General features: G+C 38.0%; 29 protein-coding genes. 3 read left to right on the top strand and 26 right to left on the bottom strand.

The genetic code is table 11. The features are described 5' to 3' along the window. Positions 1-6: 6 nt before the first annotated feature. A complete protein-coding gene (locus tag CPRO_RS04280) occupies positions 7-312 on the bottom strand; it encodes a hypothetical protein (protein WP_066048191.1) in 306 nt (101 codons plus the stop codon). Positions 313-324: 12 nt separating this feature from the next. Then, positions 325-750 (bottom strand): hypothetical protein, encoded by a 426-nt coding sequence (locus CPRO_RS04275; protein WP_066048188.1) that lies wholly within the window; start codon positions 748-750, stop codon positions 325-327. 638 nt (positions 751-1,388) lie between these two features. Between CPRO_RS04275 and CPRO_RS04270 the strand changes: the two genes are divergently transcribed. Genes CPRO_RS04270 through CPRO_RS04260 form a run of 3 tightly spaced genes read left to right on the top strand, consistent with a single transcriptional unit; the run spans position 1,389 to position 3,219 of the window. After that, positions 1,389-1,793, top strand: coding sequence for a BlaI/MecI/CopY family transcriptional regulator (locus CPRO_RS04270; protein ID WP_066048186.1), 405 nt, complete (start codon positions 1,389-1,391; stop codon positions 1,791-1,793). Continuing rightward, positions 1,790-2,938 carry a M56 family metallopeptidase gene (locus CPRO_RS04265; protein WP_066048183.1) on the top strand — a complete coding sequence of 383 codons (1,149 nt, stop codon included), beginning with the start codon at positions 1,790-1,792 and terminating at the stop codon, positions 2,936-2,938. The genes CPRO_RS04270 and CPRO_RS04265 overlap by 4 nt, the downstream gene beginning before the upstream one ends. 17 nt (positions 2,939-2,955) lie before the next feature. Then, positions 2,956-3,219, top strand: a complete 264-nt coding sequence (locus tag CPRO_RS04260) for a hypothetical protein (protein ID WP_066048180.1) — start codon at positions 2,956-2,958, stop codon at positions 3,217-3,219. A gap of 305 nt (positions 3,220-3,524) precedes the next feature. Here CPRO_RS04260 and mmuM read toward each other — a convergent pair whose 3' ends face one another. The 24 genes from mmuM to CPRO_RS04145 form a co-directional block, all read right to left on the bottom strand. Beyond that, positions 3,525-4,463, bottom strand: a complete 939-nt coding sequence (gene mmuM, locus CPRO_RS04255; RefSeq protein ID WP_066048177.1) for a homocysteine S-methyltransferase — start codon at positions 4,461-4,463, stop codon at positions 3,525-3,527. Positions 4,464-5,340: 877 nt separating this feature from the next. Continuing rightward, the gene (locus CPRO_RS04250) at positions 5,341-5,748 is read right to left on the bottom strand and encodes a BlaI/MecI/CopY family transcriptional regulator (RefSeq protein WP_066048174.1); all 408 of its coding nucleotides are present in this window, start codon (positions 5,746-5,748) and stop codon (positions 5,341-5,343) included. A 499-nt stretch (positions 5,749-6,247) separates the two neighbouring features. Next, positions 6,248-6,571 (bottom strand): hypothetical protein, encoded by a 324-nt coding sequence (locus tag CPRO_RS04245; RefSeq protein WP_066048170.1) that lies wholly within the window; start codon positions 6,569-6,571, stop codon positions 6,248-6,250. Beyond that, complete coding sequence (locus CPRO_RS04240; protein WP_236782382.1) at positions 6,564-6,875, bottom strand: serine/threonine protein kinase; 312 nt, start codon at positions 6,873-6,875, stop codon at positions 6,564-6,566. Before CPRO_RS04240 ends, CPRO_RS04245 begins: the two co-directional genes overlap by 8 nt. Positions 6,876-6,942: 67 nt before the next feature. Next, complete coding sequence (locus CPRO_RS14825; RefSeq protein ID WP_236782381.1) at positions 6,943-7,098, bottom strand: XkdX family protein; 156 nt, start codon at positions 7,096-7,098, stop codon at positions 6,943-6,945. Further along, positions 7,098-7,439, bottom strand: coding sequence for a hypothetical protein (locus CPRO_RS04235; RefSeq protein WP_066048168.1), 342 nt, complete (start codon positions 7,437-7,439; stop codon positions 7,098-7,100). The genes CPRO_RS14825 and CPRO_RS04235 overlap by 1 nt, the downstream gene beginning before the upstream one ends. Before the next feature lie 13 nt (positions 7,440-7,452). Beyond that, complete coding sequence (locus CPRO_RS04230; protein WP_066048166.1) at positions 7,453-8,172, bottom strand: hypothetical protein; 720 nt, start codon at positions 8,170-8,172, stop codon at positions 7,453-7,455. Between the two features lie 3 nt (positions 8,173-8,175). Continuing rightward, complete coding sequence (locus CPRO_RS04225; RefSeq protein ID WP_066048163.1) at positions 8,176-8,367, bottom strand: hypothetical protein; 192 nt, start codon at positions 8,365-8,367, stop codon at positions 8,176-8,178. Further along, positions 8,360-8,905 carry a putative phage tail protein gene (locus CPRO_RS04220; RefSeq protein WP_066048161.1) on the bottom strand — a complete coding sequence of 182 codons (546 nt, stop codon included), beginning with the start codon at positions 8,903-8,905 and terminating at the stop codon, positions 8,360-8,362. The genes CPRO_RS04225 and CPRO_RS04220 overlap by 8 nt, the downstream gene beginning before the upstream one ends. Then, positions 8,898-9,959, bottom strand: a complete 1,062-nt coding sequence (locus tag CPRO_RS04215; RefSeq protein ID WP_066048158.1) for a baseplate J/gp47 family protein — start codon at positions 9,957-9,959, stop codon at positions 8,898-8,900. The genes CPRO_RS04220 and CPRO_RS04215 overlap by 8 nt, the downstream gene beginning before the upstream one ends. Continuing rightward, positions 9,952-10,353, bottom strand: coding sequence for a DUF2634 domain-containing protein (locus CPRO_RS04210; RefSeq protein WP_066048156.1), 402 nt, complete (start codon positions 10,351-10,353; stop codon positions 9,952-9,954). Before CPRO_RS04210 ends, CPRO_RS04215 begins: the two co-directional genes overlap by 8 nt. After that, positions 10,350-10,760, bottom strand: coding sequence for a DUF2577 domain-containing protein (locus CPRO_RS04205; RefSeq protein ID WP_072743416.1), 411 nt, complete (start codon positions 10,758-10,760; stop codon positions 10,350-10,352). Before CPRO_RS04205 ends, CPRO_RS04210 begins: the two co-directional genes overlap by 4 nt. Next, positions 10,753-11,706 carry an XkdQ/YqbQ family protein gene (locus CPRO_RS04200; protein ID WP_096348657.1) on the bottom strand — a complete coding sequence of 318 codons (954 nt, stop codon included), beginning with the start codon at positions 11,704-11,706 and terminating at the stop codon, positions 10,753-10,755. Before CPRO_RS04200 ends, CPRO_RS04205 begins: the two co-directional genes overlap by 8 nt. Beyond that, positions 11,699-12,358 carry a LysM peptidoglycan-binding domain-containing protein gene (locus tag CPRO_RS04195; protein WP_330383867.1) on the bottom strand — a complete coding sequence of 220 codons (660 nt, stop codon included), beginning with the start codon at positions 12,356-12,358 and terminating at the stop codon, positions 11,699-11,701. Before CPRO_RS04195 ends, CPRO_RS04200 begins: the two co-directional genes overlap by 8 nt. Further along, positions 12,351-14,039, bottom strand: coding sequence for a hypothetical protein (locus tag CPRO_RS04190; protein ID WP_066048148.1), 1,689 nt, complete (start codon positions 14,037-14,039; stop codon positions 12,351-12,353). Before CPRO_RS04190 ends, CPRO_RS04195 begins: the two co-directional genes overlap by 8 nt. Before the next feature lie 275 nt (positions 14,040-14,314). Beyond that, positions 14,315-14,734: a phage tail assembly chaperone gene (locus tag CPRO_RS04185; protein WP_066048146.1), complete on the bottom strand. Its 420-nt coding sequence runs from the start codon at positions 14,732-14,734 to the stop codon at positions 14,315-14,317. 20 nt (positions 14,735-14,754) lie between these two features. Beyond that, the gene (locus tag CPRO_RS04180; protein ID WP_066048144.1) at positions 14,755-15,225 is read right to left on the bottom strand and encodes a phage tail tube protein; all 471 of its coding nucleotides are present in this window, start codon (positions 15,223-15,225) and stop codon (positions 14,755-14,757) included. Positions 15,226-15,241: 16 nt separating this feature from the next. After that, the gene (locus CPRO_RS04175) at positions 15,242-16,540 is read right to left on the bottom strand and encodes a phage tail sheath family protein (protein WP_066048142.1); all 1,299 of its coding nucleotides are present in this window, start codon (positions 16,538-16,540) and stop codon (positions 15,242-15,244) included. Beyond that, on the bottom strand, positions 16,541-16,729 hold the full coding sequence (locus tag CPRO_RS04170; protein ID WP_066048141.1) for a hypothetical protein: 189 nt from the start codon (positions 16,727-16,729) through the stop codon (positions 16,541-16,543). Beyond that, on the bottom strand, positions 16,701-17,126 hold the full coding sequence (locus tag CPRO_RS04165) for a phage tail terminator family protein (protein ID WP_066048140.1): 426 nt from the start codon (positions 17,124-17,126) through the stop codon (positions 16,701-16,703). The genes CPRO_RS04170 and CPRO_RS04165 overlap by 29 nt, the downstream gene beginning before the upstream one ends. Next, on the bottom strand, positions 17,123-17,536 hold the full coding sequence (locus CPRO_RS04160; protein ID WP_066048139.1) for an HK97 gp10 family phage protein: 414 nt from the start codon (positions 17,534-17,536) through the stop codon (positions 17,123-17,125). Before CPRO_RS04160 ends, CPRO_RS04165 begins: the two co-directional genes overlap by 4 nt. 381 nt (positions 17,537-17,917) lie before the next feature. Then, a complete protein-coding gene (locus tag CPRO_RS04155) occupies positions 17,918-18,571 on the bottom strand; it encodes a hypothetical protein (protein ID WP_066048136.1) in 654 nt (217 codons plus the stop codon). A gap of 45 nt (positions 18,572-18,616) precedes the next feature. Further along, positions 18,617-19,183 carry a hypothetical protein gene (locus CPRO_RS04150; protein WP_066048134.1) on the bottom strand — a complete coding sequence of 189 codons (567 nt, stop codon included), beginning with the start codon at positions 19,181-19,183 and terminating at the stop codon, positions 18,617-18,619. Positions 19,184-19,185: 2 nt separating this feature from the next. Beyond that, the gene (locus CPRO_RS04145; protein WP_066048133.1) at positions 19,186-19,890 is read right to left on the bottom strand and encodes a hypothetical protein; all 705 of its coding nucleotides are present in this window, start codon (positions 19,888-19,890) and stop codon (positions 19,186-19,188) included. Positions 19,891-19,897: the final 7 nt, after the last annotated feature.

The raw sequence follows: 19,897 nt of genomic DNA, 5'->3' as shown, positions 1-19,897 counted from the left end.
GAAGCACTATCTTCCATTACGAAGCCATAAATTCTTACGGGGGGCTTCCTTCAAATTTTTTACGACTGCAATCAATATCCATACAAAAAAACCACAAACGACTACGGTGATGCCCAATAAGGTTGCATCCATGGAGATTTCTAAAAACGCTCCCCCCTCCGTGAGATAGGCAACTACATGGTCTACAAACCACATCAGTGTTGCCCCCCAGTATATCAAGCAAAGGATACTTAATTGAAATTTGTCCTCGGATATGCTGCGCCAAACAATTGTGGTTAAAATCGCAGCCAGCGCCGTAATGATAAAATACATAGAATCCCTCCCTTAATTTCTCTCACATTCTTTAGGTGCAGTTTGTTTTATCTTGTTTTCCCCAACATAAACCATAACCCCCCAAACCAACGTTACAAATACCGCCATTGAAGTTCCAATGGTAGCCATTTCGTGAAGCATGATTGGTATTTCACTTGGATTGCTCATGGCTGTTAAAAATGGCGGCCACAGAACAACCTCACCATGCCAAATATGTTCGATAGCCAATAAAAAAACACCACCCCATAATAGCTGATTCAACCAGCTCAACTTTTTCTCCCAGTCAAGTTTTGTTTGATTGAAATCCTTGGATTCTGCATTTAAAGATGCAACATCTTCTGCTCCTACAGAAGCAGTGTTCTCTTTCTTCTTTTTCACAACTTTTTTGACGATTGATACCACGATGGCCTCCGCCATTGGTACAACAAAACATCCCATAATAGACCTCCTTTTGTATAAGCCTTTATTCATTTGAGTATTGGTAAGCTTATCCTAAATACATCCTATGCTTGTTTTGGTTTTTTATTACCCATGATGATAGAAATGCATTTAATAAGCTACCTTATGGATTCTTCTATGATATTGATTCCATGTAAGGATTACCGCATATAAATGCATATATAAAAAACAAGTAATCTAATTCATTATCATTTTATGGACATCACAGCTTTGGAGTATTGTTAATCGTTATTCATTATAAATTGCTGGTTATTTGAAGGGGTTAGAACTGTTCTTACATAATGTGCATACACGAAGAAATGCTTAACTTTTTATTAAGATAAATTGATATGCTGAAAACAGGGATTTTTGTATTAAAGAAATTCATTTAAAAAACTATCAAAAAGGTTTTCTCAGACAAGAAAAATACTTGCCTATAATAAAAAAACAAGTAGAAATAAGCCTTTGAGATAAATTAGCTCAGCCAGAATTATATTCTATTTTTCTATTATATTAATATAAAATTATTTATAATATGACTATATTCTTAAATAAATAAAAATATAATTGACGTATTGACTGTTTTATTGTAAGGAGATATAATTGTATAAAGTCACACTTCGAAGAGGTAATAAATTATGAATAAATCCATCGCACTAACAAAAAATGAGCAAGAGATTATGGATCTTTTATGGAAAGAAAACAAACCCTTATCTCGTTCTGATATCATTAATTTGTCAACAGAACGTTCATGGAAAGCCAGCTCTATTCATATTTTGCTAAATCAGCTTTTGGAAAAAGGAGCAATTTGTGTTAATGGGTTTGTAAAAACCGGTAAAAATTACGGAAGAACCTTTTCCCCTGCTTTTACCGAAGAGGAATATCACGTTATGCAATTTCAGAGCAGCGGCTGTTATCAACAATCAAAAGCAGCTTCTCTGGTTGATTTTGTTTCTGCATTTATTCAAGATGAGGAGATTGATCGCAACACCATTGACCGCTTAGAGGCCTTGTTGGATGAAAAAAGAAAGGGATTGAAATGAGTTTGTCCGTATTTTCATTTCTTATGGCCGTTCTTTGGTGTAATATTTTTATCATTTTTCTAACTATCATGAGAAAACAAACCGGGTTTATTGCCCACTTTAGCGTTGCACCGTTGCTTCTGTTTTTAGGAGTCTGCTTATTTCGCTTGTGCTTTGTTTTTGAGCTTCCCAATGCCATTGTAATTCCTTCCAGTTATATGTTTCCTGCAATTATTGATGGTTTAACAATGGGTATCTTCTCAATCATGGGCTATGAGCTTTCAATGCTTGATATACTTATATTCCTTTGGGTAGCAGGTGCTGTATTCTTTGTTGTAAAATACATGATAGAAGCAAAACGATTGAAAAATATTCTCCGCATGAAAACAGCCCTAAAAAATCAATGTGCGATTAAGATTATGAATGAAATTCTATCTCATTCTAAGAAAAAAACAAAAGTTGAATTGGTTGAACTGGCCGGAATTCCATCGCCAATGGTTTCCGGATATTTTCATCCTACCATTTATTTGCCTGCAATCCCTTTTACTGAGGACGAATTGCGCTGTATTCTCTTGCATGAACTAACACACTTTTTAAATAAAGATGCGTGGATAAAATTATTTATGCATTTTATTTGCGCCATCTTTTGGTGGAATCCCATGGTACATATTTTAAAAGGGAATTTAGTTCATATTCTGGAGTTACGCTGTGATGCAAAGTTGATTTCCCAACTAAATGAGGAAGAAAAACTTAAATATTTGGAATCAATCACTATGGTTTTAAGATATCAGCTTTCCAGCAGACAAGCCCTCCAGCCTACTATGAATGCAGCTACCACATCTGTTTTAGTGAATGCAGGACAAATGAGTAATGTGGAGCAACGCTTTCACCTGATTCTCGAAAAGGACTACGCAAAGAAATATCAACCTATGGTGTACGGAGTTTATGTTGTAATCACCATGCTGTTTCTCGTTTCAAATCTGTTTGTGATTCAACCAGTATATTCCTGTGAAGATCCAAATGTGTACTCCATTTCTCCTAAATCAGCTTATTTGTTGGATAACCATGATGGTACTTATACCCTGATATCAGGAGAGATATCACAATTAATCATTAGTCAAGAACAACAAAACAATGAGCCATTTTCATCATTACCCATTAAATAATAATTAGGAGGGATACTATGCTTAAAAAAATGCTACTTGTATCTTGTTTTAGTTTCACTCTGCTTGCAGGCAATTTAGCTGCACCTTCTTACGTTACATATGGCGCTGATACATCGGTTATTGCATCAGGTGACATGGATGAAATCATAATCCGACCAATGGCTGAACAAACAGAATGGATGTATCGTACTATTGAGCCTAATATGCTTCAAAGGAGATTATGGTCTCTTACATATGGAAAATGGCTTACGGATTGGGAATGGGTAATTGGACCCAATTAAGTAAATAGGTACGATTAATGAAAATATTTTAAACTAGATACCAAACTATATTCCAGTAGAAATTTTCTTTCCATAGGTTGATATCGTTTCGAAAGTTCCATGTAGACTATATAGACTTAAGATATATAAGTTCTCTATCTGGGTTTCAAACTGTAATATCCATATGTTGAACCAGTGAATAAAAAATTCAAAAAAGGCATCTAAGAATCACCACTACTTGATTCTTAAATGCCTTTTTATGAACAATGTTATACCCTTCATAGATAAATAAATCTATTTAAATCTTGAAATTTACATTTATCCTCTTATAATTCTCTTCCCCAAAGTGCAATCTGACGAATATCATCAGGCGTTGTTCTGCAACAACCACCAATCAGTTTAGCACCCTTTTCGAACCACTGCTTGGCAATATCACCGTAACACATTCCTGTTGAACTGCCATGCCAAGTTTTTGTTACTGCATCATATTGCTCTCCCGAATTTGGATAAACAATGATGGGCTTATTTGAACCCTTACGGATTTCTAAAATAAGTGACTCCACAAATTCAGGTGCCGTGCAGTTTATACCAATAGCCGCCACTTGGGGATATCCATCCAGCCAACGGGCACAGTCCTCTATCCGCTCTCCACTATTAATGCAAGTGCCGTCCTTGGCACTAAAGCTTATCCATGCCGATATATCAGGATGTTCTTTTAAAACATTCACAATTGCCTGCGCCTCAATCAAGCAAGGAATCGTTTCACAGGCCAATATATCCGGCTTCGCTTCAATCAATGTTGCCATTCTTTCTCGGTGAAAATCTTCCAATCCCTCTCTGGTCAGTCCATAATTTCCTCGATACTCAGAACCATCAGCAACAAAAGCACCGTATGGGCCCACAGAAGCCGCAACTAACGGTTTAGGTCGATTTGTCCTATTTACAGGGTCAGCCCAAAAGCTATCCCTCACTTTCGTTGCAATGCTCACGGAAAGTTGAATGAGCTCCTTTGCCTCCTGCTTCGTCAGCCCTCTCCTCATAAAGCCTGCGAACGTCGCTTGATAACTGGCAGTGATAGCACAATCAGCTCCCGCTTTAAAGTAATCCTCATGTACAGATCCAATCATATCAGGATTTTCCATGAGAACCTTGGCCGACCAAAGGGGATCATTCAGGTCACAGCCCCGCCGTTCCAGTTCAGTGGAAAAGGCTCCATCTAATATCATCAATGGATATTCAGCCAAAATTCGTTCAATAGGGTTCATAAAGGGCCTCCTTGTTAATTGAAATTCTTTAAAATTTGCTTATGTAACTACTGGTTCTTCAATAATTTCAAATCTATGCTGATTAATATAAAAATAACGGAGTCACATCTTCTTTCGGCAGTTGGCTTGTCCAAAAAATCTCATTCTATAGAACCAACAAACAGCCCCGATAAGAGTAATTATTCATGTTCATTTTCTTAGCCGTGAATAACTTTCAAAACGAAAAAACTCTTTCAAAAAGATGAAAGAGCAAAATACAATCGAGTAATGAAAGACCTTCTCATCTCCCTGTGTAAATCACTGCTGATTTTAGCACTTTAATTTCTGTTAATTGCGGACTTCTTTGTAACAATCCCTCCGCCACTCTCGATAAGCATTTCGTAGTAATTTCATAAAGTTTACCATACAAAACTAAATAACGTCAATCGTTTGAAAGTGGCATGCATATTCTTCTTATTTAAACGTTTTGAAAAAAATTGTATCTGGGCATTCTTTCTGAATCCAAAAAATTTTAAAAAAAGACATTATTAATTTTGAAAAGAACCATGAAAGAATAGTTTCACTACAAAAAAATATAGGTTTTCCTATTATCTATCTGGGTTATTTGATTTCAGAGTTGTATTATGTAAAAGTTAATTAAAAATTGGTAAATGTAACAATTTAGATTCTCTGATTTAAATCCATCCAATTGAGAAACTGCGGACAGAATGAAGAATAGATAGGATACTGAAAGTAAATGTGGTTTTATAAAAACACAAACAAAACCCTTTTTAAAGACATATAACTTTGCAACACTTATGTGTATAAACAAAGTATCAGACTTTTTATGAGCAAATTTTAACATGATATTTGCAAAAAATTAAAAACGATGAAAAATTTATTTTAATTCTTTTCTTTTTTTATTTAATAACTCTTCTAAACTGTCAATGATATCACTATCAATTTCCTCGCTTTGAATAAATGCAGAAACAAAATCAACTAAGGATGCACCCTTTGATTGTTGATAACAGCGACTACTTTGAAATTGCATTACAAAATATTCTTCTTCGGAAAACGAAGGCGAAAAAGTTCTACCATAATTTTTCCCTGTTTTAATAAATCCATATACCTGAATGGCACCTTTTTCCAAAAGTTGATTTAATAGAATGTGAATTGAACTGGCTTTCCACGAACGGTCTGTTGAAAGATTTATAATGTCGGAACGAGATAAAGGCCTATTCTCTTTCCATAAAAGATTCATTATTTCCTGTTCATTCTTCGTCAGGACTTGTGATTTTCCTTGCATATTCTTTCCCCTTTCTCCCTAGTCTAAGAATTTAAACATTCCTAATATTTTAATATATTACCTATAATAAGTCAACGATAATCCAAAACATTTATTTATTAATAATTATTTTTAGATAAATTATGATTAAGTTATATTTTATATTACATTTAATAGTTTTATTTTGCAAAATAAAACATAATTTTCCATTTATTAGATTTATAGATGATTTGAGTCATATACAAATATTTTTTTAATATTTTCCTCTGTATTCTTTATACTCAGTTAAATATAAGACATTCATATATTTAATCTATGATTCAAAGAGACTTCATCTTGCATGTTCGCTATATGGAATTTTTCTTTCTACAGGAAAGCAATAACAAATCCCAACCTTAAGTAGGGTTAAAAACTGCTCGGAACTCAGGTAGTGATTACCAAAAATATGCAAATATCACGGCGGAACATGGCTCCACATTTTCTTATCAGCAATTTTAACAGCAACCATTGTGCTGGCACTTTATTTTCCTAAAAAATCCCCTACGATTTGTTGGTTTTCTCTTTGTTCATTTTCTCTTTTCTCTCTGTTTTCTAGCCTCTTCTGCGCAAGTTTATCCTGCCTGTCCGCCCAACGGTTAAATATTGTCATCACACCACAAATGCCCAATTCTGTGCCGAAAACCGTAAGTGCATTCCCAACAATCGTAGAAACATCAACCCCCAAATATGCCAAAACCATACCCGCAATTACCACCCCAACGCAAAAAAACAATGATGATACCACAATGGTTGTCATGGTATCATCATTAATCCGAAAACGTCTCCGTTTCTTTCGTTCAAACAATTTTCTCCACCGCCTTCCGATGTAGAAAGTTCTTTAAATCATGCTTCACAGTCGTGGTGTAACATAAAGCCTCTGTCATATCCCCGTTGCAATGGGCATCAGGAATCCGTTGTACTGCCTTTGCTGTAGCTTCCCCCAAAGCAATGGAGGCATTTACTGCCGTCAAAAGCTTGTACTCCATCTCCTCCCGCTCTTGCTCCCGCCTTTGAGCGGCTTTCTCGCGCTTGGATAAACTCTGTTGTAAAAACCAAATCCCCATGGCAGTTACTAACGCTTGTATCATACCAATTGCTATTACGTCCACACACTTCCCCCCTTTCAGTAAGAAAAGCCCAGATTTAGTCTGGGCTTTTGGTTACTTTATGTATTTGCTATTCCGGCAAATCCTCCCCGGTGATTTGTTCGTATTCTTTAGCGGTAATCTTGCCAAATGCAACATATTTTTGAAGCTGGTCTTTTCTTACAAAGTTCTTTTCATATCTCGTTTTTAAAATACCAAACATTAGACTTTTTGTCTCTGTACTCATTAAGTATTCCCCCCTAGCATTGCTAATTCTATATTCGCAATTTGTTGTGCTAATAATTCTTGTCTTTGCTGAATTTCTAAATTACGCAATTCTACGTCCGTGAATGCCTGCATGATTTGTTGTGTATCCATTTGTTGTGTATCCATTTGTTCTAGTTCAGATGGGGAAGCTGCATTTGGCTCAAGTTGGGCCAACTTCTCCCATATACCATTATTGTATTGCATCCCTAAAACTTCGGCATCTTCATTAATTAATATCATATTCTCTGCATCCACTTTTCCTGAAAGTTGGGAAATACCAACACATATTTTTTCTTGGTTTAACTGTGCATATTGAAACATTTATAAACCCTCCTTAATAAAACTCGATGACTTGCCATGAAAAGTATCCGTTGCCATTAACATTCAAACTTGTTGATGTTATACTAATAAGATACGTTCCGGTAACTTCAGAAACAAAAGAAACACGATATCCTGGACTTGCCATTTCAGTTGAAGAACTACTATAAATGCCGTTCAGTAAAACTATACATTTAGCAGGATTTACGTTAGCAATAGAAACGTTTGCTGAATATGATACTCCTCGTTGAATGCTTTTTATAAATATACCGTTCATCAAACTATTTAGCTTGCTATTAACGGTACTAATTGATGAATATATAGAAGACAAGTATGTACTCACCTGAGAAATAAGATAATTTAGCTTTCCCATTACAGATCCCGATGTAGTATTACCTTGACTATCATTCGTATTACCTATACCTAAAACGTATTTATAGACATCAGTTAAATTGTTACTTCCATGAGTAACCAGATAATTCAACTTCCCCATTACCGTTCCCGTGGTTGCAGTTCCTTCGCTATCATTCGAATTACCAATCTTACCCGTGAGTGTATTAACCCACGAGTAAATCGAAGCTAAATAACTACTCACCTGTGAAACCAAATAATTGATTTTTCCAAAAACACTTCCGGCGGTACTGCTCCCCCCTGTATCAGCGGTACTTCCTATTTTCCCTTTCACCTCATCTAGCGTTTCCTTATCCGCCAAATAAAACTTATCACCACTTGCCATAACTTACACCTCCTCTAAAAACAAACCATCTGTATCCATTCCCCATTTGTACTTCTCTCCCGAAGGGGAGATTATATATTTCGCTCCTGCCAAAGCTGTGTCAATTTTATCCATGTTTTTATTCTGCACTTCAACATTATAAAAATCACTCTGGGCAGGCTTTTCCAGATTGTAATTTGCCGTAAAATCAGCCATTTCCAAATACCTCCTCTCTTAAACCATCATGGGTGTATGCCCTCATCGCCCCATGAGTCAACTGCCATAGTTCTTGATGTTGGTTATACAGCAATTCCAAGGTCAACAGCATATTCACGGGCACAATCCGCTCCATCATTTCCTCAACGGCTTCCACATTCTTTTTGTTTGTCAGTTCCAGCTTTGCTTTTAGGCTGAAAGCACCATAATTGGTTTCCAGCCGATACCCCTTTTCCCCACAAAGAATAGAAAGCTGACTATGTAGCGTCCGTAATGTATAGGGCAAATTCTCGTTATACCTTGCCAATAAGCGAAATTTTCGCTCCTCTAGGGTGTCCGTGGCTTTGGGGGTGATTTTTAGCATCCGCTCTCGCCTTGCCACCCCCGTCTTGGTCGCCGTATCAATAAATTGATTATCTAAAGCCTGCTTCAGCTCATCCCATAAAAAAAGAAGCTCCGGATTCTCTGCTTCTGCCAGCTTTTGAAACTCCTTCACTTCTTTCAACAGGTCGGGAAAATAACTCTGAATTTCAGCCATAGAAATCACCCCTTATGGGAATGCAATTTTCATCCAGCATCAAATTTTTTGCCTCCCCGTTAATGGTTGTATTCCCAATATCTAAAATGCCATCCATGTCTAACAATCTGGATTCAATCTGAGAAATTCGTACAACAAGATTACCACTATCTGCCCAGCCTTTGCTTAATTCCATAAAATATCGGTCTAAAATCTCCTCAATATATGGTTCACACTCACCAAAGCTCCACCCACTTTCATAAGTTATGGTGCTTGCAATAGCAATAGGAGTTTCCGTCACCCCTTCGATGGTCACCACATGGTCAATTGGGGCGATGCCTAAGCCGTCCCCTGCATTTTGGGTAGGGTCAACGGTAGTCTGCACATCCTCAATCAAACTCTTACTAGGCTTCTGATACTGAGAATTTAGCACCACACATTTCACAGTTCCCCCGCCATTCCATGCACGGTACACCTTACATCCCCCTACTCCGGATATGGCATTGATTTTCTCCATATAATCTGCCCGATTTCCTCCAAATGCCTGCCTATCAAAGCTATTTAAATATCGCTTTCTCAGGCTTTGTGTGCTTTCTGCATCCTCCCCTGGGGTCAATACCTCCACCAATTCCGCCTTGGTCAACCCTTGGATATACTGTATGGGAATCATCGTACCCAAGTTATGATTTGCATCACTTCCAACCGTTTCGCAGATAACTTTATAAGTAAAATCCTGAGAAGAAATTACCTCAGTCACTTGATAGTTAAAATCTTCTAGATTAAACCGACTGCCTATAGGAACCGAGCAATTAAAAACTGCCTTTCCAATGGCTTTTGTGGCTTCATAGGGTGTTATCCCTCTTTCCTTTGCTCTAAGAATTAAATAATCTCTGCTTGCCGTATCTGCAAAAGTTTCGTTCAGAACAATATCAAGATCAATATACATCTGACAAAGCTCCGCCGCTGCAGGGGCAAGGGCATCATAAATAATACTCCCTTCCCGCTTATCTATATCAGAGGAAACCCGACTCAGCATACGATCTAGTACCGTCTCAAATGTCATTTCTTCATACATTTAAGTTCACCTCACTTTCAAAAACCCCCACTGTAGACTCCACTGTAAAAGTCACATGTAGGGTATTCCTTGTTTTCTCAAAAGAAAAATCCCCAACCTTTTTAATGCGGTCATCCTGTAACAAAGCCTCTTCAATTCTTCTTTTCACCTCAGGATAGATAGTGGTCATTTGTTTTCCAAACAGCCCGTTAAGCTCTGAGCCATAGTTCCATGAATAAATTACCCAAGCATACCGTTCCGTAAGCAGTGCTTTATACACAGCCTGCTTCACTGCCTCCACCCCGTCACAGAATCCATAGATTCGATTTTTTTCTCTGTCCAAACGATAGGTTTTTGAGGGTAATGACAGCCTTACAAAGGTATTTGCCAATTCTTCGTTTACTTTGGGTGTCATAATGTGCCACCTCCTACTATATCAAGTACAATAAATTTTTGTCCCCCATGAGCCCGTAACAAAATAACATAATCCCCAACCTTTAACTTATTGTGGATGGTAAAGTTTTTTGATCCCACATAGGCATGGTTATGGGTATTGGGTTGGGTTGTTCTAGTGGTGCTGTCATCCTGATAGGTGTGGCTGTGAGTATGGGTTTCCGTAGTATGATTCACTGTCATATTGACCGAATAATCTACCACCGCTTTTGTTAAAATCAAAAAGGACTCCGTTAAAGTAATCTTGGAGTCCAATTTAATCTTAAGAGGTGCCGCAGAAACCACCTCTCCAATGATAATATCCATAGGCTTAGAGGAATCCATCTGATCCTTTGCCGCCTTTTTAATCAATTGTGCCAACTCAGACAAGAATATCTCCCCCTCTCAATGTAAGATCCATCAGATGCATATCTTCTCGAAAGGTATGGGTCACCTTTTCGCAGACAAAGTAATGATTCACATTAATATCCCCCAACTTTAAAGCCACCCGTAGGCTGCATCCTGCACGGACATTGGGTGAGCCAAAGGCATTTTTGATGCTGAGTGTTCGTGTTTTACGGTTGTAAAGATCCAAAAGGGCATTTGCCTTCTCCTTTACTCCCACTTCTGTTTTTGATTTTTCGTAATACTGCAAAACACCCCATTTTTTAATATTTTCCTCGTCCTGAACCATGACTCCATCTTGAAGCCCCTTTTTTTTCTTGCTATCAAAAGCAATCTTTATTTGGTTATAGGTTTCCCCATCAATACTGCTGACATAGTCAAAATTCTCAGCTGTTTTCTCATCCAGTAAAATATCCAGCTTCATATCCTCAATATTTTTTAGAGCTAACTTGCCAAAATCGTCATACAAAACATAGAGCTTTTTCGTATTCATTAATGTGGTATCCAGCACTTCTTGAATCATATCGAATAAGGTTTTATTATCTAGCACACCTTTTTCAATGATATATTGCGTATCTGCAATTTCGCCCCTTTCCAGTGAAAAATACTTGGCTACTCTGTGTATAAATTCCGTTGCGGTCAACTTCTCAAAGATAAAGCTGTCCTTATTTTTCAGATACCTCAGCTGGTCATAAGCAGTAACGCTAATTATTTCGCCTTTGCTTCTTTTTTTCTGAAAAACATAGCCCAAAAAAACAGGAGTTTTGTCAACACAAAGCTTTACTAAATTCCCTTCATGAAAATTTAGCTCCCCATTCTTTACCACATCAAAAGTTAAGCTTCCCGGTACACCCGCTCGCTCTGTTGACCATTTGATGTCCCCTGCCACAATAGGGGTATATTCCTTATCTACATTTACTATATTAAGCATTACCAATCTGAATCACCTGCCCCGGATATATGAGATTGGGATTAGAAATGCCATTTAGCTTTGCGATTTCCTTAAAATTTGCACCATCCCCCAATTGCGCCTTGCAAATTTTCCACAGGCTATCCCCTTTTTTTACAGTATATACATTACTTGTCTTCTTGTCACTCTTACGCTCTGTTACTTCTTTTACTACAACACCATCCTCTGTCGTCTGCACAGGCTCAACGTGGGTGATTTTATGCTCGTTATATTGCTTTAGTGTTACATTAGCAATAAAATCTAGACCGTTTCCCGTATCCTCTGTAATGGTATAGTCCTCCAATGTTACTGTCTCACTAGTTTCAAATTCTGTTTTCCCATTGGGTAGTTGTCGTTGGATATCAAATTGAAACCACTTTTTTTCTATTTTCATCAATTTTAGTGCGTCAATATACACCTGTGCAGTTTGAAAGCCGTCAGGATAATAAGCAAAGGGATACTTCACATGGGGAATCAAAAACTCAAAGCTGAATTCCTTTAGTCCCGGCGTTCTAATAAAATTGATTTCACTTCCATCAATCAATTCCATTGTCTTGTTGTTGTTTTTTATTTTCATGGTTATTTTACTTGGGGCCACAGGTAAAGCAACCTGTCCAATACTAACCTTATACAATGGCATGCACCTCCTCTGCCTGGGTAAAGATTGCCTCACGGAGCACATCTGTGAATTTATTCATCACGCCGTCAATATCCATATCAGAATTGATTGTTGCTTCATTTTTAAAATCCACACTGACCTGAGCCGTGGTAAAACGATTGATGGCATCTCGTTCTGAAATATCTCGAAGATACCTTATATCCTCTTGTGAAATTTCCATGTTATCTGTCATAGCCCCTGTATTTGCGGCAGTATTAGCTGTGTTTTGCAAAAGCTGATCCATGCCGCCATCCCCTGCCGAACTGCCGCTGAAAATTCCGCCATATGTGTTTTGTAATTGTTCTCCTTTGTAATACCCACTATTGAATGCATTACTATAATCCTTATAGTCAAGGGTCTGCATTACATCTTCAAAACCAGCTTTGTCTTTCACATCTTGAGATTTTTTCTCTAGCTCACTTAAAAGACCGTCTAAGTTACTGGTAATATCTATTTCCAATCCAGGGATTTTATTTAATAGAGCTTCAATTCCTTCTGCAATTTTACGAATAAAACCAATTACATTAATAGCTAAATCGTAAAATAACGTTTTTATTGCCGCAATTGGATCTTGAAAAACATTAAATAAAAAGTTTACAAAAATTGCGACAATATTCCAGATAAATGCAAAAATATTAAATATACCTGCCCCCAGAACCGCAAAAGCACCAGCAATAATTCCAACAGCCGAAATACTCGTTTCTTTTGTTTTGTTTATCCATGCTACCACAGCAAATATTATAGCTATCAAAGCAATAATACTTGCAATAATCCATGTAATGGGGCAAGTTAAGATTGCCGAGTTAAGCCCAGCTTGCGCTGCCGTCTGCTCCTCCACAGAAGTTGTCCACAGCTTATTAAATGCAGCACCGATTACTGTGGCGGCAGCTTGTAAAACTTGAATCACCTTACCTGCATCCATAGCAAGATTATATAAATTCATTGCTGCTGCCGCTCCCGTCACAACAGGTGCAAAGCTGCCCCAGCTATTAGCCAAAAGGTCGGTAACCTTTATAGCCTCCACTTGTTCCCCTGTCACACCAGACCAGACAGAACCTAGAACTTGAGAAAGCCCGCTGAATTTTGTATCTATTTCATCCGCCGCGGCAAACATTGAATTTTTCATCTCATCAGTAGAAGTATAGCCTTGCGGTATCACACTGCTTAATGTATCAACAGCCGCGTTAACTTTATCGTTCTTTGTCTGCTTTGCCTTTTCCTCAGGAAATTCTTCTCCTGTACCAAGACTTAAATTCCCTCCACTGCCCACCACCCCAGATGAAATATTGGAGCTTCCAAGTGCTTTCTGTCCCATTTCGGAAAGATCAGCCCCACTGTTGCTATCTACTATGCCGCTTGCCTTTTCCTGATTTGAAAAGATACCTTCTGATATTTCCGCACCCGTACTTATTGTTTTGTTGAATTTTTTCTGTTGTTCCCCCGCCGCTTTGATAGAATCTTGTATTTGTTGAAATGATGACTTTGTCATATTCAATTCTTCTCTGCCTTCTCTCAAAGAATTGGTATCAATGCAATTGGATGATGCCCGTTCCAGGGCTTCAAAACCAAGAACTGCTCTATTTAAAGCATTGGCAATGTCTAATAGCCCTGGTGTAGCCCCGTCAAATAATTGAATCGAGGTTTTAATCGTTCCCATTTTCTCACCTTCTTTCCAAACAATAGAAAAGCATTCAACAAATGCCGAATGCTTTTCTATTTAACTTATCTTATTTCCCAATAAATTTTTTATCTAATCTAACTACCTTTTCTTCATTTTTTTGGATTCTCTTTTTTCTTTCTCCGCCTTTAACTGAATAGAAGCAATCAGAAAAGCCTTTTCTTCTCTTGGAAGTTTTAAAAATTGTGAGGGCAATAGGTGCAGCTGATGCAGGCAGTAATATGCATAGTTGCTCTCTCCATCGCCCCCATCAATTAGTTTTTTGCCTCTTCCACCAATTCATCCATGGAGGAATCATATCCATTTAACTCTTGAACCTTGGAAACATATTGGGTATACTCCCCTGCATGAAGCATAGTTTTCAACAAATTGTCCGCCCCCATCACACCATACCCATTTTGCAGCTCTACGTCATTCAAGTTGGGATATACAGTGCAGGAAACCGCCAATAAACCCAAATATTTGTTTAAATCCGTTTCTTGGCTAAACTGGCCTTTTCTTCCAGGAATGGGCATCCTTTTGGTGCAGGCCTTGCGGATTGCCTCATCCTCATCTGCAGTAATAGTTCTCAACTCCCATTCCACGGGCTTTCCGTCCTCATCAATAAAACGCTTGCTAGCTACAACCTTGCAGGTTTCTTCCTTTACAGGATTCAAAAATGCTGATAAACTCATATATTATTCCTCCTCTTTTTTTACATTCCGCTTAGCATCTGAAATGTTTCGGGCATTTCAAAGCTTTCATATGTAAACTCCATTTCCTCATCTAAATATTCGCCATCGGCGTCGAACTTGGCAATCACCATACTGTCTATGTTGCAATCACGAAGAATGATTGTCTGTCGGCCCACGTTAGAGGTAGGGTCTTCATTGGTAATCTGCATATCAAAGTAAACATCCTCACCCGTATCTTGATAACGCTTCATCAATTCACGAAAAATAGATGTGTTATAGTGAAAGGTGGCACTACCAGTACCATTTGCCCCCACTGCCTTATGACCTTTGTTCATTCTACCTAAAATAGGAACTTCCGCCTTTGTTTTCTCCATTTTTGCCTCTACGGAAATGGCACTCATAAAGTTGTAACGGTTCCCTTCAATGGTAATGAAGCACTCTGCTTTTTTCGCAGAAATAGCATCTTTGCTCAGCATTGTAATATTACTCATCTCTCTGCCCCCTCTCTTATTCAACAACAACGGTCATATACAGCTTTGTCATGGCGCAAACTGGTGTCACAGGATTCACCACAACTACGGATTTTTTATCATTGCCTTTTTTTACAATCAATTCATCAGAAACAAAGTTTTCAATTGCCTGAATTTGTTCCATCTGCTTATTGTAGGAAACCAAGTCGTTCCAAAAAGCGATTCTGCCCGATTCATTGTTCTGTACTTTCCCCATATATCGTGTGTTAAAAAGCACAGCAATATCGTTGCCGATCTGGTCAATGACTCTGATAACCTGATTACTTGCAAAATCTTCATTTTTGTCTGTGTTAACGGAAACAAAGCTGTTAATATCGTCTAATACCCTTACCTCGTCACCGATTTTATGGAATACAAATTCACCCGCATCCAATGCCGCTGCATATTGACTCTGTTTATAGGCTGTATCTACCAAAAACTCGCCGTCATATTCCTTATTGGCAATAGATTTGTTTACGGCACAACCTGCGGTCGCACCTGTCAGCCAATAAACAAGACTTGTTTCTTCACCATCTGTCACCTTGTTTTTTAAATTGATGATTCCTTCGTAATCTGCCGCCTTGTTAAACATAACGGTCTGAAATTTGATGCCCATTTCATCTCTTAAACGCTTGGTAAAGGCAACAAAAAGGCCCTTGATGCTCTCTTCCTTTGAAAGACAACCCAATGTATTAAAGCTGTAGGCTTCCGCCTTATCCAAAAACGCCTGATAAGATGCACCTGTTGTTTGACCGTTTGTACCGCCTGCCAAAGGAGTTGCCGCTGTTTCTTGTAAAACCCCATCCTTTTTAAACACAACGAAGTTATTATCCTTTAATTCTGCTGCCTCAGCTACAGTCTGAATATCTACTTTTGTGTTTTCCATTAACGTAACAACATCAAATTTTGTGGGCTCGTCCACATTGGCAGAAATCATAATTTTAATATCATTCCCGCGAATACCGCTATAACGTGCTGTTGCAAAGGGGTTTACCGCCTTATTGCCGCTGTTTAAGCGATAAGCGTATAATGTTTTTGCATTGCAAAATAAATCACGCAGACCCTTAAGCTTTTCATGGCTGTAATCGTAGCCGAGGATTTTTAGGGAATCTTTTTGGAAATCTCCGTTTTCAATGGTGAACATTTCACCATCTACACCCCAGTCCAATTCTAACGCCATTGCTGCATATCCTCTGTCTGATAGTGTCGCAGAAGCTCTTGCTGCCGAAATAAAGTTAATATATGCCCCTGGAAGGGTCTTGTTTTGTACCAAATATGTACCGCCGCCTAATCCCATTTATCTCACCTTTCCTTTTTGAAATTCATCAATCGTGTTGTCAATTTCCATAGAAGTAAATACCTTGTCGTCTGCCAATATTGCAAAAAGCAAATCACCATTAGCTCCATATTTCTGACTTTGCAAAATTGCCTCCTTGGAAAAATATCGTTCCTCTTTTTTATTTTCCTGATTCCCTTGCTTTGCCATACACAGTCACCTCTTCCATTAAATCCACTGCATCCTGCTCTCGCATCATAGGTAGGTTATAATCCATCACAAAATGCAGCACACCGCTGTCAACCCTGTAATTGCCGTTGCGCCCCTGCACCAAATCCTCCCCAAGAGAGATTACATCTAAAAGCTCCCTCAGCTTTTCTGCCACTTCCCAGCATTCGTTATTGCCCCTGCCTGAGAAATACTGTACCTCAAAGGAAGTGTTAAGCATAAATCTCTCTCCAAGCTTTGCATTTCGGCTTTGACTTATACAACGTATAAAGAAACAGGGCGAATCATACTCCGTTGTCTCAGTATAAATTTTGTAGGTAGTTTCAGGGAATTCCTTTCGTATTGCATGTTCAATCCCTGTCATCAATTTAGATATCATGGGAAACCCCTCCTTAAAACTTCCATCAGCTTTTCTTCTATTACCTTGTCAGCATCTTGGCGTAGCTCCTCTTCCGAAAGATGCAGCATAAAACGTCCGGGTATTAAAGTCCTCCCATCCTTCGCCAAATATCCCCATTCAACGGAGTTGGCATAAATGCAGCTATTGTATACCTCAATGCTGTAAGAGCCACCTTCGTAACGCACGTCGCCAATGCTCCAACCTGCTCTTATCCCAGGGGAATCCTTAGGATCCGTGGGGGTACGCTTCAACGCCTTAAGCACCAGTCTGGTGGCCATCTCTCTTTCCATTTTCTCTTGGAACTTGGGAAATTCCTCTCCATGGAACTTGTTTACTTCATCTCGCAGTTTGGTTAACTGTTTAAAGTCTACCTTAGCCCATCTTGCCATTTCGTCCACCTAACCTTTGAAACATTTCTTCCCTCCACCTTCTGTTCTTCATTTCCTTGATAAATCCCCTCCTTTATACAATTTTTGGAACAAGTATCTGTGCGGAGCTGTCCACAGATACAAGATATCAATAAACAATGCCCTCTTTTGCTTTATATTTTTACAATAAGACATCAACGGTATTCCATTGCCTCTATGAGCTTGTTTACAAATATCTATGGTAGAATAATATCATTAAAGTATGTCCCCTTAGTTACCCTTTTTACTAATATTTGTAAAGTATATTGAACATATTAAGTAAAAAAATAGACCATTTGCATATTTCGCAAACAGTCTAATGTAATGAGGTTGCTTTTCCTTTTATTATAACTTAACTTTGAACTACATACATTGATAAGCAAGAGGTGAACCACAGTATTCACACTCATTGTCATTTCCCGTGATACTATTCATACCACCACAATTGGGACATTTCACTGTCCTCGATGTGAATTTTTTAGGTTCTTCTTTCAACTCTATTTTGTTTTTATAATCATAAACCCTTTTTTTGATATATGGTGATACAACACAATTTGTTGACTCATCAATATAGCTGTCAGGCAAAGCGCCACATTGGATTAAGTCTACAATATCCCTATAGGTATTCTCATAGGTAAACCCTAGGGATGCTGCAATGTCCCCTATTGACCCATCACTGCTATTCATTATGCATGTGATATATCTAGAAACTAATAATCCTCTTTGTTTGTACTTTCTGCCGTGACGAACCAGCGCAAAGCCACCTCCACAGCAAAAAGCCACCCCACTGAGTAGTGGTGCCACATCGCTGTTTGTAGCACTGTCAGATAGGTAGATGATCAAGTAAAAAATACCGAACACAAATAAAATCCAACCAACAATCATTGTACCATTACCGTTAGATGTATAGTGAAACGGATCTTTATGTAGCTTAACTAACATAACAATAATCCCCGCTGGAAAAAAAAGAAATAAAAGTACTATAATCATTGCCCATGGGGCTCCTTTATTTTGCATTACTGTGCCTCACTTTCATTGTTGCTTCATTATTTATTAAAGTATTTACCCCTGAAGCAAAGAGCCACAGTATTCGCACTCTGCCGATTGTCCTTTGGAAATCGCATTTACACCGCCGCAACCTTTACAATGTACCGTTACCATTCCTTGAGAGACTCCCGTGAAGGAACTCACATTTCCTGCAGTGGATGCCACACCCATTGTCTCTCCTTGGTTAGATAAAACAATACAATTTTTCCTTTTGTCTATATATGCATATGCAAAATATTTTTTTTCTATCATCTTATTCAAATTCTTTGAAACCAAATCTTCTGAAGTCCCCATGGCATTTGCTAAGTTTAAAATAGACCCGGTGGGATCACCTGATAGAGCGGATACATATTTCTTAAAATCAGTGTTTAATTTATGTCTTTTTCTGCTAAAATATATTAACAAAATACATAATCCGTCCACGACAAGGCAAAAAACAAGAAAACCATCAGAAGCTAGTTCTGCATCTGCCAGCGACACCACGGTGCACAACCCAAACACTAATAGAAATATAATTCCAACAATGAATTGTATCTTTTCAATAACTATACTCATAACGATTGCCGACTTCGAATTTTCCATATCTAAATGATTCCTTCCTTAATGGCTTTAGATTGTATCTTTCTTTTTTCAATCAATTTTGCTAATTTCGTGCATCTTTCCTGAATTAATTTTGTTGACCTAAATATGGTTTCTTTTTCAAACTCTAACTCTAATTCAGAAATGATATGATCTATCTCCTCATCCACAGGAACCATAGCAGATATATCAGTAAACCGTAAGGCTTCAGAAATTGTTTTCAAGTCAAAGCCATAACCCTCTTCTTCACCAGCAGTTACTGCAAGGGTATTGATTCTACTGATATATGAATTTATCTGTATAATATCATGCATTGTATTCTGGTTGGTAACACGGATGGCTTTACTGGCTGAATAAAGCGCAATCAACAAAGTTGAAATGATTCCTGCTAATATCAGTTGAATGCTGACAAAATATTTCCATTCACTTTTAAATCTTATTAAAAAAAGAACTGACAATACCCCACAAATAAAGGAATAAATTGTGAGTAGTGGGATAAAGGAAGCCTGCAGCACCAGCTGCTCTGTCTGTGTTCTGATTTTTTGTTGAAAAATTAAACCTCCGAAAAATACAATTTGTGCCCAAATAATAAACACTGCTGCAAGAGGCGTAAGACCGCTCCAGTCATAGATACACAGTAACAAAACAATTACAGAAATAACGACGGTGATGATACCCGAAATCAGCAAAGCTTTACTGTATCTGTTCATACATTTT

This window comes from Anaerotignum propionicum DSM 1682 (assembly GCF_001561955.1).
Lineage (GTDB): Bacteria > Bacillota > Clostridia > Lachnospirales > Anaerotignaceae > Chakrabartyella > Chakrabartyella propionicum.
The sequence above is the reverse complement of the archived record's forward strand: the minus strand, read 5'-3'. Positions and strand labels throughout refer to the sequence as shown.

What these genes read in the sequence shown, in the direction of transcription:
- CPRO_RS04200 (WP_096348657.1), bottom strand. Translation starts at nt 11,706, where the DNA reads ATGCTTAATATAGTAAATGTAGATAAGGAATATACCCCTATTGTGGCA.
- CPRO_RS04165 (WP_066048140.1), bottom strand. Translation starts at nt 17,126, where the DNA reads ATGATATCTAAATTGATGACAGGGATTGAACATGCAATACGAAAGGAA.
- CPRO_RS04180 (WP_066048144.1), bottom strand. Translation starts at nt 15,225, where the DNA reads ATGAGTAATATTACAATGCTGAGCAAAGATGCTATTTCTGCGAAAAAA.
- CPRO_RS04230 (WP_066048166.1), bottom strand. Translation starts at nt 8,172, where the DNA reads ATGGCAAGTGGTGATAAGTTTTATTTGGCGGATAAGGAAACGCTAGAT.
- CPRO_RS04225 (WP_066048163.1), bottom strand. Translation starts at nt 8,367, where the DNA reads ATGGCTGATTTTACGGCAAATTACAATCTGGAAAAGCCTGCCCAGAGT.
- CPRO_RS04275 (WP_066048188.1), bottom strand. Translation starts at nt 750, where the DNA reads ATGGGATGTTTTGTTGTACCAATGGCGGAGGCCATCGTGGTATCAATC.
- CPRO_RS04260 (WP_066048180.1), top strand. Translation starts at nt 2,956, where the DNA reads ATGCTTAAAAAAATGCTACTTGTATCTTGTTTTAGTTTCACTCTGCTT.
- CPRO_RS04280 (WP_066048191.1), bottom strand. Translation starts at nt 312, where the DNA reads ATGTATTTTATCATTACGGCGCTGGCTGCGATTTTAACCACAATTGTT.
- CPRO_RS04160 (WP_066048139.1), bottom strand. Translation starts at nt 17,536, where the DNA reads ATGGCAAGATGGGCTAAGGTAGACTTTAAACAGTTAACCAAACTGCGA.
- CPRO_RS04220 (WP_066048161.1), bottom strand. Translation starts at nt 8,905, where the DNA reads ATGGCTGAAATTCAGAGTTATTTTCCCGACCTGTTGAAAGAAGTGAAG.
- CPRO_RS04155 (WP_066048136.1), bottom strand. Translation starts at nt 18,571, where the DNA reads ATGCAAAATAAAGGAGCCCCATGGGCAATGATTATAGTACTTTTATTT.
- CPRO_RS04170 (WP_066048141.1), bottom strand. Translation starts at nt 16,729, where the DNA reads ATGGCAAAGCAAGGGAATCAGGAAAATAAAAAAGAGGAACGATATTTT.
- mmuM (WP_066048177.1), bottom strand. Translation starts at nt 4,463, where the DNA reads ATGAACCCTATTGAACGAATTTTGGCTGAATATCCATTGATGATATTA.
- CPRO_RS04175 (WP_066048142.1), bottom strand. Translation starts at nt 16,540, where the DNA reads ATGGGATTAGGCGGCGGTACATATTTGGTACAAAACAAGACCCTTCCA.
- CPRO_RS04210 (WP_066048156.1), bottom strand. Translation starts at nt 10,353, where the DNA reads ATGACACCCAAAGTAAACGAAGAATTGGCAAATACCTTTGTAAGGCTG.
- CPRO_RS04270 (WP_066048186.1), top strand. Translation starts at nt 1,389, where the DNA reads ATGAATAAATCCATCGCACTAACAAAAAATGAGCAAGAGATTATGGAT.
- CPRO_RS04265 (WP_066048183.1), top strand. Translation starts at nt 1,790, where the DNA reads ATGAGTTTGTCCGTATTTTCATTTCTTATGGCCGTTCTTTGGTGTAAT.
- CPRO_RS04185 (WP_066048146.1), bottom strand. Translation starts at nt 14,734, where the DNA reads ATGAGTTTATCAGCATTTTTGAATCCTGTAAAGGAAGAAACCTGCAAG.
- CPRO_RS04150 (WP_066048134.1), bottom strand. Translation starts at nt 19,183, where the DNA reads ATGGAAAATTCGAAGTCGGCAATCGTTATGAGTATAGTTATTGAAAAG.
- CPRO_RS04235 (WP_066048168.1), bottom strand. Translation starts at nt 7,439, where the DNA reads ATGTTTCAATATGCACAGTTAAACCAAGAAAAAATATGTGTTGGTATT.
- CPRO_RS14825 (WP_236782381.1), bottom strand. Translation starts at nt 7,098, where the DNA reads ATGAGTACAGAGACAAAAAGTCTAATGTTTGGTATTTTAAAAACGAGA.
- CPRO_RS04190 (WP_066048148.1), bottom strand. Translation starts at nt 14,039, where the DNA reads ATGGGAACGATTAAAACCTCGATTCAATTATTTGACGGGGCTACACCA.
- CPRO_RS04215 (WP_066048158.1), bottom strand. Translation starts at nt 9,959, where the DNA reads ATGTATGAAGAAATGACATTTGAGACGGTACTAGATCGTATGCTGAGT.
- CPRO_RS04250 (WP_066048174.1), bottom strand. Translation starts at nt 5,748, where the DNA reads ATGCAAGGAAAATCACAAGTCCTGACGAAGAATGAACAGGAAATAATG.
- CPRO_RS04145 (WP_066048133.1), bottom strand. Translation starts at nt 19,890, where the DNA reads ATGAACAGATACAGTAAAGCTTTGCTGATTTCGGGTATCATCACCGTC.